This window comes from Asticcacaulis sp. P2_C5 (assembly GCF_056404555.1).
Genome location: NZ_JBFUDU010000011.1, coordinates 239,432 through 251,955, shown reverse-complemented (window position 1 = coordinate 251,955; position 12,524 = coordinate 239,432). Strand labels below are relative to the sequence as shown.

The 12,524-nt window shown below is 57.2% G+C and carries 11 protein-coding genes; 7 read left to right on the top strand and 4 right to left on the bottom strand.

The annotated features are described in order from the left end of the window. Window positions 1–58: 58 nt before the first annotated feature. Entirely contained in the window at window positions 59–1,015 is a 957-nt protein-coding gene (locus tag AC1DXO_RS19680) for a hypothetical protein (RefSeq protein WP_476979883.1), read from the bottom strand. Window positions 1,016–1,215: 200 nt separating this feature from the next. Here AC1DXO_RS19680 and AC1DXO_RS19675 point away from each other — a divergent pair, with 200 nt between their 5' ends. The 4 genes from AC1DXO_RS19675 (at window position 1,216) to AC1DXO_RS19660 (ending at window position 5,257) form a co-directional block, all read left to right on the top strand. Continuing rightward, complete coding sequence (locus tag AC1DXO_RS19675; RefSeq protein ID WP_476979882.1) at window positions 1,216–1,962, top strand: hypothetical protein; 747 nt, start codon at window positions 1,216–1,218, stop codon at window positions 1,960–1,962. Then, window positions 1,959–3,299 carry a type IV secretory system conjugative DNA transfer family protein gene (locus AC1DXO_RS19670; RefSeq protein ID WP_476979881.1) on the top strand — a complete coding sequence of 447 codons (1,341 nt, stop codon included), beginning with the start codon at window positions 1,959–1,961 and terminating at the stop codon, window positions 3,297–3,299. Before AC1DXO_RS19675 ends, AC1DXO_RS19670 begins: the two co-directional genes overlap by 4 nt. 383 nt (window positions 3,300–3,682) lie before the next feature. Continuing rightward, entirely contained in the window at window positions 3,683–4,003 is a 321-nt protein-coding gene (locus AC1DXO_RS19665) for a helix-turn-helix domain-containing protein (RefSeq protein WP_476979880.1), read from the top strand. Between the two features lie 3 nt (window positions 4,004–4,006). Beyond that, entirely contained in the window at window positions 4,007–5,257 is a 1,251-nt protein-coding gene (locus AC1DXO_RS19660; RefSeq protein ID WP_476979879.1) for a type II toxin-antitoxin system HipA family toxin, read from the top strand. Between the two features lie 416 nt (window positions 5,258–5,673). Here the strand turns inward: AC1DXO_RS19660 and AC1DXO_RS19655 are convergent, their stop codons facing one another. Next, window positions 5,674–7,932, bottom strand: a complete 2,259-nt coding sequence (locus tag AC1DXO_RS19655; protein WP_476979878.1) for a nitric-oxide reductase large subunit — start codon at window positions 7,930–7,932, stop codon at window positions 5,674–5,676. Between the two features lie 583 nt (window positions 7,933–8,515). On the opposite strand from AC1DXO_RS19655, the gene AC1DXO_RS19650 reads away from it, so the two are divergent. Further along, window positions 8,516–8,953: a Ros/MucR family transcriptional regulator gene (locus AC1DXO_RS19650; protein WP_476979877.1), complete on the top strand. Its 438-nt coding sequence runs from the start codon at window positions 8,516–8,518 to the stop codon at window positions 8,951–8,953. Window positions 8,954–9,174: 221 nt separating this feature from the next. After that, the gene (locus tag AC1DXO_RS19645; protein ID WP_476979876.1) at window positions 9,175–10,032 is read left to right on the top strand and encodes a hypothetical protein; all 858 of its coding nucleotides are present in this window, start codon (window positions 9,175–9,177) and stop codon (window positions 10,030–10,032) included. A 442-nt stretch (window positions 10,033–10,474) separates the two neighbouring features. Here the strand turns inward: AC1DXO_RS19645 and AC1DXO_RS19640 are convergent, their stop codons facing one another. After that, on the bottom strand, window positions 10,475–10,729 hold the full coding sequence (locus tag AC1DXO_RS19640; RefSeq protein WP_476979875.1) for a DUF2171 domain-containing protein: 255 nt from the start codon (window positions 10,727–10,729) through the stop codon (window positions 10,475–10,477). A 116-nt stretch (window positions 10,730–10,845) separates the two neighbouring features. After that, window positions 10,846–11,496: an OmpW/AlkL family protein gene (locus AC1DXO_RS19635; RefSeq protein WP_476979874.1), complete on the bottom strand. Its 651-nt coding sequence runs from the start codon at window positions 11,494–11,496 to the stop codon at window positions 10,846–10,848. A 300-nt stretch (window positions 11,497–11,796) separates the two neighbouring features. Between AC1DXO_RS19635 and AC1DXO_RS19630 the strand changes: the two genes are divergently transcribed. Beyond that, a complete protein-coding gene (locus tag AC1DXO_RS19630; protein WP_476979873.1) occupies window positions 11,797–12,504 on the top strand; it encodes a sulfite exporter TauE/SafE family protein in 708 nt (235 codons plus the stop codon). The last annotated feature ends 20 nt before the right edge of the window (window positions 12,505–12,524 follow it).

Sequence of the window (12,524 nt, the reverse complement as noted above, 5' to 3'; positions counted from 1 at the left end):
GTTTTTGTCCCTAATTACCCTCAGAACACTGCCAGGACCACTCCGTCAACGGCCCAATTCAGACCGTTGTGGACTCTTCGTCTACACGCGCTGGTCGCTGCGGGGCGTTGGCATAGCTGGGAGGGAGAGTATAGAGCAACGGTCTACCCTGCCGAAACCGTCCGTTCAGTATGGATACAATTGTCGCCATTTCGTCTTTTGTTCCAATACATTTGATGACCTGGGAACAATGCGCAAGATTATTGTCGAGATAGGTAATTTCAAGATGCGCCGTATTGAGTAAACGGGCCCAAAGCGGATCACAGAGTTCGGTGCCCCGCAGGTGATCGTGCCGGATTGCCAGCCATTTTCGACATTTTGCGTTGAAGCCCGACGATACATACATACGGTTGGAAAGGCCTTTACCGTCAATGTCTTCAATTATCACCAGGCGCCTGCGTCCTTCCGGAATCAATAGGACGTAAAGAAGTGCGGCGATGCCGAGATGGCCGCCCATTTCGAACGGAAGCGCCAAGAGCCACCAGCCTGTCGAAGCGATCAGTGCGCCCACCAGGTGAAGACCTAGCAGCAAGAGGAGTGGCGGGACGTAAGCCGTACGTCTTTGACCGAACTGCCAACCCTTCTCACCGGGCACCAAGCGTGGCGGAGCATCGGCACCAAGACCGCTGCTGGCCAGGAGCATAACGGCCCAATATACGCAAATGCACGCGTTTGTCGCCAGCTTCACTATCGAGGCGGCTTCGAAGCCCTGGCGTATCGCGAACTCAACAATACGATCGATCCCGCCCCCGACGAACAGGCCTGGCGCCCATCCAATCCAACCGACGGTTCCAAGAAGCTGAAGCAGGAGGATACTTGCAATGAAGCAGGTGATGAGCGGCTGCCGTATAAGAACCGAGGCGGTCGGGATTTTCCCACCGCCGTTCGCTTTTTGGCCAGCCTCTGGCTTGCGGCCGTTGCGGTCCACCGTATTGGGCGGCTTATGTCCAAATCGCTCTGCAAATGATTTCGTCATTGTCTGGGCTCGCGCAGTTATCTGTGCGCCCAAGTGCGCACGCCCATCCGGTCTTTATTATTTAATGCGCGGCTTCAAGTAATTGCCCGGACAACCACTTTGCCGGATTTGGACGGAATGCAGTGACATGGAAGTGCGCAATCCAGCGCAACCCGCTTTGACGGGTTTGAACACGGACAATGAGGCGCCACGGCTTAGTCATGGCCACGAAATGGTTCACTGGAGGTTCCGAAATGTCGTGGTATTCATCTATCAAGGATTGGGTAAGTCAAACGGCGGGTCACGAGCACGTTAGTCCATCAGATAACGAAGTCCTCCAGGATCCGCCGCCACTACCCCCTGAGTTTCTATCCCAGTTTGAGGAGATGGATCGCGCGCTGGGTCTTGAGGTCAATCACGCCCACCTCGACAGAAACCAGTATCAGGATGACATAGTTCCCGAGCATATTCCCCAAGATCTACCGTACTTCGACCCGGCGACTTCGGTCAACTGGGAACGTGACAACCAGATTACGGAGTCGATCTGGCATGGGGCGGACAATGATTGCGTAAGGGGAGCCCTGCCGGCCGACATGGTGGCGGACCTGCGCAACGACGTGCAATACCGCGCTGATTTTGCGCATGTTGCTGGGGACAATAGCTACGACGTTGACGATATCGTTCCAGGGGCACAGGCATGCTATGGGCCAGACGGCAACCTGATCGACAGCGGTCCGCACCAAGGAACATGGGATTTTGCAAGCCCCGGCATATCTGGGCAAGCCGGTGAGCATTTTCAAATGGACGTCCTGACCGACGCACAGTCGGACGACTATGCGTCTTCGAATCATGATGGCGATTCCTACGACGAGCCAGTTGCTTCCGTGGATAATGGCGACTACGGCGATGGCGGTGATTACACGTCGGATTCCGACTCCAGCGACAATTCCGGTGGAGTCGAGGAATGACCGGAAAATCCGAAGACATCCTCCTGAATCTGCGCCCGGGTTCACGCTCGACGGAACGCACGGAAGGGGCCGCGCAACGGCGTGGCCTGATCGTCGGTGTCCAAGGCGCCGCCGCGACGGCGCGAAACATAGGTTTCGCACACGCCGACCTTCACCCGGTCGTTAAGGCGCCATCAAGCGAGTTCGTCCGCTATGATGGTGAAAGCCATCTTATGACATTTGGCGTCACCGGCAGCGGCAAGACTGCTGGGCCGGTTATCTCAAACGCACTGGATCATCCCGGCTCCTTGATTTCCCTGGAATGCAAAGGTGACGTTTACGCTGCAACAGCGGGAGCCCGCCGCAGGATGGGCCAAGAAGTCGCGGTGCTCGACCTGAGTGGAAAAATGCCGGTTACAGACAGTTTCAACCCGTTTGACGGTCTTGCCAAATTGGGAGGCGATCGATCCATCACGGCACGTTCTGGTGCCGCTGCCATCGTGCCACGAGAGGGAGGCAGGGAACCTTTCTGGCGCAACTGGGACGAGAATATGCTAACAGCGTGTATAGCTTATGTGATGACACGGGTTCCTCCCGAACGGTGCAATTTCGCCGAAATATTCGACATGCTTAACAATGATGATGTCGTATATAACCTTGCGGTCCTGCTGGATAACAACGTGGGGAAGCTGGATCGAAGCACCTACGCAGCGTTTTCGGGCTTTCTGCAACTCTCTGAACGTGAGACCAGGCCATCTGTTTTGGGATCGACCCAGCAGCATCTCATGCTTTGGGAATCGGATTTTATACGGAAGATTACAAGTCACACCAGCTTCGATCTCGACGGATTGATCGCTGGCAAACCTGTTTCACTCTACATTATCGTTCCCCCACTTCGGTTGGCCGCTTACGCGCCGCTCCTGCGTCTTTGGCTGACATCTCTGTTGACAGCGTTGATGACTCGCGAACGCCGCCCTAAAGAACGGACGCTCATGCTTTGCGACGAGCTGGGCGCCCTTGGGAAAGTCGACGCATTTGTCACCGCAAGCACACTTTTGCGTTCCTCCGGATTACAACTTTGGAGTTTCTGGCAAAACCCGGCACAGCTGGAAATCTATGGCCACGATGCAAAAACCCTAGTCGACAATGCAGGAGTTCTGCAGTTTTTAGGCGCGAAAAACTATCGTATGGCAAGCGAGTTTGCCGCTTTGATCGGGGGTATCTCGCCTGACCAGATCATGAACATGTCCGGCGATGAACAGCTGGTTATGATGGATGGTCGTGCCCCCGACATATTGAAGCGGCTGCGATATTTCGAGCATAGCGATTTGATGAAACTAGCGCTCGCAGGACGATAACATATTCATACGAATGGCACCATCTAGGCGCAGGGGCGGCATGCGCGACCGACCATAGGTCCAGACATCCAACTGCTCACACATCGTCTCGGTGTGAGGCTCACACATTCCCGATATGTTCCATCGTAGTGTGACTAAGCAATTGTAATAACAAAATAAAATTCGTTTCCGAAAAATTGACACGCGGATTGAAAATCCGCGTGTCGCTGGTTCGATTCCGGCTCCAGGCACCACCCTTCGCCAAGGCTTCGGGTGGCAGGCCACGCACAGAATATTCCGGAGATAGTGCAGCAGATGTGCCGCCGCCCTCTTTTGCGGGCCATTATTGAATTAATGTAAATATCGTGTTACATAATGGTGGAATTTTGTAATAGGATGTTTACATGCCAACGCCGCATGAACCCTCTATAGCCGTCCGACGAACTTTACGGTCGTTGGGTCAGAATATCAAAGAGGCGCGGCTCCGCCGTAATCTGTCAGCCGACGTGGTCGCCGGTCGGGCCTTTACATCGCGGCCGACGCTCGTACGCGTCGAAAAAGGCGATAGCGGAGTGGGCATTGGTATCTATGCCTCGGTTTTGCAGGCACTTGGTCAACTTGAGGCCCTAGGTAATATAGCGTCGATCGAAGCGGACAAGGTCGGGCAAGACTTGATTGCGCAGAGCCTGCCGCCGCGGGTGCGCATTCGCAAGACCAAAGCCTAGATCATGACAGACATCGAAGTGCATATCGACTACGCCCAAGGTCATCACCTGGTCGGCCTGATGCGGCTTAACGAGGGGCGCAAGGGCCAGTCTGTGAGCTTCGAGTATGACCGAGGCTGGGTGGAAGCCGACCACGGATTTTCGCTGGAACCGGCACTTCTTAAGTCGACCGGCGTTTTTCCACCCGGCACAGATCGGGAGATTTTTGGCTCGCTGGGCGACTCAGCGCCAGATACGTGGGGTCGACAATTGATGCGGAAGCAAGAACGCCGCTGTGCACAGACGGAGCGGCGCGTTCCCCGAACCCTGTTGGAGACTGATTACCTTTTAGGCGTTGCTGATGTCTCTCGGCTTGGGGCGTTGCGATTTCGGCGAGTTGGGGAAGAGGAATTCCAAGCGCCAAGTGCGCGAGGCGTACCGGGGCTGGTTTCGCTCGGGAACCTGCTTGCCGCTACCGAACGCACCTTGAGAGATGAAGAGACCGACGAGGATTTGCAAATGATTTTCGCGCCCGGATCATCTCTGGGCGGTGCGAGACCCAAGGCGTCCGTTCTCAATCAGCATGGCCGTTTGTCCATAGCCAAATTTCCAAAGGAAACGGACGGATATGGCCAGGAACTTTGGGAGGTAGTAGCTCTCGATCTCGCCGGGAAGGCTGGTATCCAGACTGCAGAAACTCAGCTGATCGAGGTTGCTGGAAAGCTAGTTGTTTTGTCGAGGCGGTTCGACCGTACTGACGAACACCGCATCCCCTTCTTGTCCGCCATGTCTATGATGCAACTTCGCGACGGTGAACGCGCCAGCTATCCCGAACTCGTTGACGTTCTCGGACGTTACGGCGCCCGGGCAAAACAAGATGCACACGAACTGTTTCGGCGCATGGTGTTCAACATCCTCATCTCAAATGTCGACGATCACCTGCGAAACCATGGGTTCCTGTGGAATGGCAAAGGAGGGTGGGTCCTGTCTCCCGCTTACGATGTCAATCCGGTGCCAACAGATGTCAAACCCCGGATATTGACGACCACAATTGACCTGGAAGACGGCACTTGTGACATCGAATTGGCCCGTTCAGTCGCCGGCTATTTCAATCTGCAGCAAAAAGCTGCTGACGGCATCATTGCAGACGTGGCTGAGGCCACGCGGCAATGGCGGGAGGCTGCAGGGAATCGGGGGGCGAAAGTGTCGCAGATTGAGCGCATGGCGAGTGCGTTTGAGCATGACGACCTCCGCATCGCTCTGTCACTTCGCTAATCTTCAGCCCATGTTACGAAACCCGAGGAACCTGAGGCGAATGCGGTAGTTTTACGAGACCGACCCGGGGCGACGATTTAGTGACAACGCTGGTGACACAATGGCTGCGGACGCATCGCCTGGTCATTATGGGCTGAGGCCAATGCCTTAGAAAGAGACCAATGAAGTTGAAGCCCTGAAAGGCCAATTACGTCATCACTGATGACACAATTGCGCTGGCCCGGTTGACGGCTTTTTGCGTCGGCCACCCGCATCCGTAAATATACCATGTTCCGTCGAGTTGAATGTCGCGGCAGACAACGCGAAGGCTTTCTTCGGCGAAGGCGTGTCGCCCGACCTGTCACCCGTAGCTTTAGCTGTTCAGCGAAGGGTGAAGCTCTTTTTCGCGCTTCAGCGTATTCCAGGGCGTGTCGGGACTATATCGAACGTGGCTTGCGCCAAAGCGACAGATAACCCCAGACCACGGCGATTGCGAGCGGTATGGCGCCCACAAAGATAAAGACAATATCCCCCGGCATCCGCATCCATTCCAGGGTGCGTGCCAGCGGCGCGCCCGTATAGGCAAGGCTGCGCGCGTGCCAGTACCCGTGCTCGACCACGTCCCAGACCTGAAGTACGCCGCCCGGGAAGAGGCTGAACACCACCATCATGGCAAGGCCGGCATTCAGGCCCCAGAAGGAGATGCGGACCAACTTCTCCAGCTTCGGCCACACTATGTCGGAAACCGTCTCCCGCAGGACGAACAACATCAGCCCAACGCCCAGCATGCCGAAGACGCCCATCATGGCGGCGTGCCCGTGATTGGGCGTGAGGATGGTGCCGACCTCGTAATAACTGACCATCGGCGTATTGATCAGGAAACCAAAGACGCCGGCGCCCAGGAAGTTCCAGAATCCGACCGCCATCAGGAAATAGAAGGTCCAGCGGTGGCGTTTGACAATGCTGTCATCGCCATGCGTGACCTTGATGAAATCCCAGGCGTCAAGCGTGATTAATGTGAGCGGCACGACTTCGAGTGCCGAGAATACGCTCGATATGGCCAGGTTAAGTTCGGTCTGGCCAGTCCAGTACCAGTGGTGGCCGGTGCCGATCAGGCCTCCGCCGAAATACAGTATTGCGTCGAGATATATCGTGCGCAAGGCCGATATGCGTTTCACGAGACCCATTTCATAGAAGATGATGGCTACGATGACGGTCACAAAGAACTCGAAGAAGCCCTCGACCCACAGGTGGATGATCCAGAATCGCCAGGCGTCGACAATCGTGTAGTTGGTGCGTGCACCGAAAAACAGCGCCGGCACATAGAACAGCGGAATAGCGAAGGCCGCGATGAGGAAGAAGGTGGCAAAGCCGCGCTTTTCGGGGTTGCGCCGTGCCGGCGCCACAGCGCGCCAGATAAGGAAAAACCAGAACAACAGACCTGCGGCCAGCAGGAATTGCCAGAAGCGGCCGATCTCAAGATATTCCCATCCCTGGTCGCCGAACCAGAACCATGATTTGGGCAGCCAGCCCATGAGGCTTGCCCATTCGCCGAGCAGGCTTCCGATGGCTACAAAAGCAATGGCCCCGAACAGAACATTTATGCCCAGGGTTTGCCCTTTGGGGCTGAAGCCGCCAAGAAGTTCGGCGACGAACAGTGCGCCGGCGACATAGGAGGTCGCGATCCAGAAAATCGCCGTCTGAAGATGCCACGCGCGCAACAGATTGCTCGGGAAAATCGCCGACAGGTCGACACCATAGAACGCGCCCGGTTCGGCGCGATAGTGCGCGACACCCGCTCCGACGAGGGTTTGGGTCAGGAATAACAGCACCGCCACGGCCATGAATTTCAGCGTGGCGCTTTGCGATGAACTCAAAACCCAGCGTTCACGGGTTGACGGGACACCGTGCCAGCCCAGGTAGTCGAACTTGCCGAAGGCGAGCAAGACGACGGCGATGCCGCCAAGCAGTGCGATGAAACTGAACGCGCTCCATAATAGCGCGGCTCCTGAAGAGTGATTGCCGGCCAGGGCATCATAGGGAAAGTTGTTCGTATAGGAATGGGTCGTGCCGGGGCGCTGGGTTACCGAACTCCAGGCTGCCCAGGTAAAAAACGCTGTAAGATCATGAAGTTCCTTCGGGTCTCTGACCGCCCTTACCGGCAAACCGCCATTGCTTGACGGGTTTTCGAAATAACGTTGCCAGACGCCGATCTCGTTCTGGAAGGTTTCCGCCCCCGCAGGCAACAGGGTGAGCGTCCTGGTTGCGGCGTCGTACCGGTTGCTTTTGAGCAGTACCGCGACCTCGCCATTAACGGCCCCCTGTTCCTCCGCATTCAGCGCGGTGTAGTCTTTTGAAAAACGCGTTTGGGCTGTGCGTTGCGCCAGGTCGACTGCCCAGTCATGCAACACGGTCGCGCTGAAGTCCGGACCGAGATAGCCGCCGTGGCCCCAGATTGTGCCGTTGTCCATCAAGCCGTGCTTGAGGAATACCTCCTGGCCACTGCGGACGTCGTCACCGGTGAAGATGACCGCCCCGGCCGGATCCACGACGCGGTCTGCAATGGGCGGCGCGTTTTGATAGGCCTTGACGGTTAGCAGGATAAGCACTGCGAACCCCAGCACGAAGGTGAAGGCAACGGCACGCCCCCACCACGGCGACAATTTTTCTGTCACTTGCGTCTCTGTCTCGGACATGGCGATCGCTTTCAAATTGTTTTGAGTTTTCGAGTCGCGATAAACCGCCGACTGGCGCGGACGCTATGCCTGGACTTGATAGTCTGAGATGACGTGAAGATATGTTCGGCGAAGACGGCGTAATGCCTCTGCCTGACATTGGACTGCGGCGACGTGTTCACAATTATAATAAGTTATCGCCGCGTATTGTTGAAATCAGCCGCATACCTCAAAGACCCGGCAGTGATTTTGCCGCCGACTTTAGCTTGACCGACCTTACGTGAATCCTCAATGCCCGGGGCCTATGATGTGCTCGATGGCATTGCCAGGCAGGACCAACCGGCGACGCTGCGCAGACCAATTGTAATGGTTCTTCGCGATAAACTGCGCCAAGTCTTCTTGTATATTCGTCAAGGTGTCGGCAATATCGCAGGCGGACGATTCCAGTTTCCTGGCAGCTTCCGACGTGACAGGTCATCCCTGAATGGACAATTTCCTTTAAGGCTATACTTGATCGCCGGGCCCTTGACGATTGACAAGCCCGCTTGATCATTCCATGACTCTGACGGCTAGATTCTTAATCCTCTGAAAACAAAGGCGCACTATGGAAGACGATAAGAAGCTTATTGGACGTACTGTCGATATTGTCGCCGCGTATGTAACGAAAAATCCGCTGCCGGGCGCAGATCTGTCCGGATTGATCTTAAGCGTGCATGCCTCCCTCAGCGGGACGAGTACACCCGCTGCCCCGGTAACAGAGACGAAAGCACCGTCGGTTTCGATCAAGAAAAGCATTACGCCAAACTACCTGATCTGCTTGGAAGACGGCAGCCAGTTCAAATCGCTGAAGCGCCATTTGCAGACCAAGTATGGCCTCTCCCCCGATGCATATCGTGCAAAATGGGGCTTGCCCAAGGATTACCCCATGGTCGCGCCTGCCTATTCTGCGGCGCGCTCCGCCCTGGCGAAGTCCATGCAGTTGGGCATGCGGGGTAATGTGGGCCGGGGCAAGGCCAAGGCGCCTGCCAAGTCGGCACGGTAACGGGTGGAGATGTGGCCGAGCATTCAACGCTGTTGGCCGACCCGGTTTGAGCGTACCGTCCTTCGGCGGCCAATTGTCTCAGCAGTGCCGAGACAAACTCCTTTGGTGTTCTGATCGCGTTCCAGGGCGCGCTCAGCCTGAGGGTCGATCGGCTTGAAGGGCGGATTGACAGCGTCCGTGTTGCCGTGGCCTAATGTGGCAAATGGCTTCTGGGGGACGTCGTGAGAAAGCTGTCTATTGTTGTCGGAATGTTCCTGGCCATGGCGTCGCAAGCCCACGCCAGCGGGACCCCACGCCAATGCGCGGCCGATGATTACAATGCACCCGCGCCGGCGGACGGCGACGACGTCGCAGTGCATCGGACCTTCGACATACCTGTACTCGTCTACCTCGGCGCCTCGCCGCAGAGGACCTACGGCTTCAACCTCGACCTGCTGGTGGACGAGACCGGCGGCGTCCTGTGCCAGAGTGCGCGGACCCTGGACGGTGATACGACCGCGCAACGCGATGACCTGCTCAGTTCAGTGTCTAACTGGCACTACAAGCCCTTTGTTTTGGACGCCAGCCCGGCCAGGGTCATGGTGACAGAGGCTATCCATGAAGAAGCGCGGCCTGTGCGGCACATTCCCATGCCTGACGGACCCCTGTTTGCAACCAAAATTACCCTGTACGGCTATGGCTTTATCATCGAATTGCAGGGCGACGGGCAAGGCACCTATTACGACCTCAATTCGCAAACCAGCCCGGCGCCGCGCCATGACTTCGATGTCTCGCCCGGTGAGGTTGCGGCTCTGGTCGAGCAGTTACGCGCAGCTGACGCTTGGTCGCTCGACGATGCCTATATTCGGCGCTTCCCCGACAACTTTGGCACTGACTGGTTGAAAATCGAGATCGCCGGCCAGGCCAAGACCATCAAGTTTCTAAATCAAGATCGCGCTGGCATGCCGCAGTCTATGATCGCGGCGATCGCCCAGATCCGGCAACTGGGCCAGTTTGATCGCTGGTTCCATTATGCCGTGCCGCCGCCGGTTCCGGCTCAGATGATCCCGCTGGCGGCGCCTGCAACATTTTCGGAGTAAGCTCACGGTCGTCCAACCAGTGCTCTGGCAAACTTGCGTACTGAACGACGCTATTGGCGGCGGCGAAGATCGTCACTTCCCATGGATTACCGCTGGGCTTGATCGTCATGGTACGACATAATATCAAGCTGGTACGTTGATTGCAGGATGCCGGGCTAAGCACGATGGCCGGGCCTCGCCCCGCCTATTCGTGGCCGCACTATATCGCCTTGATCCGGGGCAAAACCCGTTCAGGAAAGTCATTGCCACGCGCCGGGCCGGCACCCACAAAATCATGAATATTGTCAGGTGTCAGTTGGGCGATCATTGCGTCCAGACCGACCTCGTCGAAAGCTGCTAGCGGGCGAATTTGAATGAACCCCGTCGATGACCTCGACATCAATTTTTTGACCGAAGTGACGGCCTGCGCGGAACAGCGATGCTCCACGCAGCCGACTTACCCTCAAACGTTTGCGCCGCTCTGTTCTTCTTCCAGAGTGACAGCGACGTCGCCATTGGCCGACAGGCGAATCTGGTCGCCTTCGATATCGGCGACAAGGCCCAGGCTGATATAATGGTGGTGTCCCTTGTGGGCGCCCGTGCTGTCCTGCTTGGTCAGCTTGATCCGGCCGCCTTCGACCTTGTCCACCGTGCCGACATGGACGCCGTCGGCGCCGATGATTTCGGCGTGTTCTTTGATGTCTGCTGCGTCTACCATCTTAGTCTCCATATTTGGGCGTCAGGGGCAGCGATGTGGCCCCAGACGGGCGGGTGTGCGCCTGCGTAGCGTAAAATAACAATGCGTACGCAGCCGCACATCGACGCTCCGCTGGTTTAGAAGCGGTAGCCAATGCCGATCGAGGCAACCGACGGGTTCAGGGTGACCTTCGACTTGAGCGCGCCGCCGTTGATCGAGGCGTCGGTCTTGTAGAAGACCTTCTTGTAATCGAGATTCAGAACCCAGTTGCCCTTCAGTTGGACATTGGTGCCCGCCTGGAGGGCCGTGCCGGCACCGCTTTTCAGCTTGACGGTGAAGCCATTGGCATCCTTGCCGCCGAACCAGTCCATATAGTTGACGCCGGCGCCGATATAGGGGCTGACCTTGCCGCCGCTGTTGAAGTGGTACTGCGCCGTGATGACAGGGGGCAGGACCCAGGTCTTGTGCACGACCACATCCGTGCCCGGCCCGACGGCCTTGATCGTGTGCTGCGACGTGCCGAGGATGGCTTCGACGGCGAGATGGTCGGTGAAGAAATAGGTGAAGCCCATGGTCGGCACCGTGTCGTTATTGACGTCGACCTTCAGGCCACTGTCAGCACCGGCAGCCGTCAGGATCTTGCCGCTTTCCGAGGGGGCAACCGTTGTCGCCCGCGCCGTCACCTGCCAGTGGCCCTTCAGGCCGGGGCCATCCGCGGCATGAGAGGCGCCGGCGGCTGTGATGGCAATAAGCCATAGAAATATTGTGGTTTTTACGGTGTGCGACATGGTGTGCTCCTTTACAGTGCGTTGACGGCCTGCAAATAGTCTCTGTTCAAAGCATTTGCACCTGTACACTGTGTCGCGCGGCGGGTTGTCGCAGTCTATGAAGCGTATATTGAAATATGACTAAAGTATTGTGTGGAGCGTGTGACGCAAAAATGGCGTCATGTACATATTTTATGTCAAGCAACTGGCGAATTTGATCTGGATCAATTTCCCAACGAGGCCAAAATGTCATGTGTAGCTGGATATGTTCGGCACAGGTGAGTCTTTCCTGAATGCCGCAGTAAGGCTTTGGGGACTGGCGTGGATATTTTGGGTTGGATACACGAATGCGGAGTAGCGCTTCCAGCGCGCCTGCCGTGGGTGTTCGCCCTGTTCCTGGCCGGACTGGGGGGCAGCGTCACCCATTGTTCGACCATGTGTTCCGGCTTCGTGCTGGGTCAGACCTCTGCCATGCCGGGGCAAGGCTGGGTCGCGCGGCTGCTGCTCCCATTCCACGCCGGGCGGGCCGTGACCTACGCAGCCTTGGGCGGTGTGGCCGGTTTCAGTTTTCATTTCCTCGCCGGATGGCCGCCCTTTGCTGTCTTACGGCACCTGATGCTGGCCATTGTGGCGGTGATCTTCCTGGCCGTGTTTGCCGATCGTTTCCTGCGCAAGGCCGGAGTCGCCCTGCCGACCCTGTCCATCCTCAAGCCCCGATGCGCCCTGGCGGCCATGGGGCGTGTCGGGCGAACCCACAGCGTAGCCGGGCGGTTTGGCCTGGGTCTCGCCCTGGGATTCCTGCCCTGTCCTCTGGTCTATGCCGCTTTGCTGGCCAGCGCTGCCCATGCCAGCCCGGTGGCGGGTGCGGCCGGCATGTTCGCCTTCGCGCTCGGCACAGCGCCCGCCCTGATGGGGCTGGGTGTCGTCGGCGCCAAAATGCTCGACGGCCATCCGCGCCTGCGCGACGGCCTTACCCTAACCGTCCTTGGAATAAACGGAGTTGTTCTGCTGGCTATCGCAGCCAGCTGACGCTCAGGAGACACCCTAAC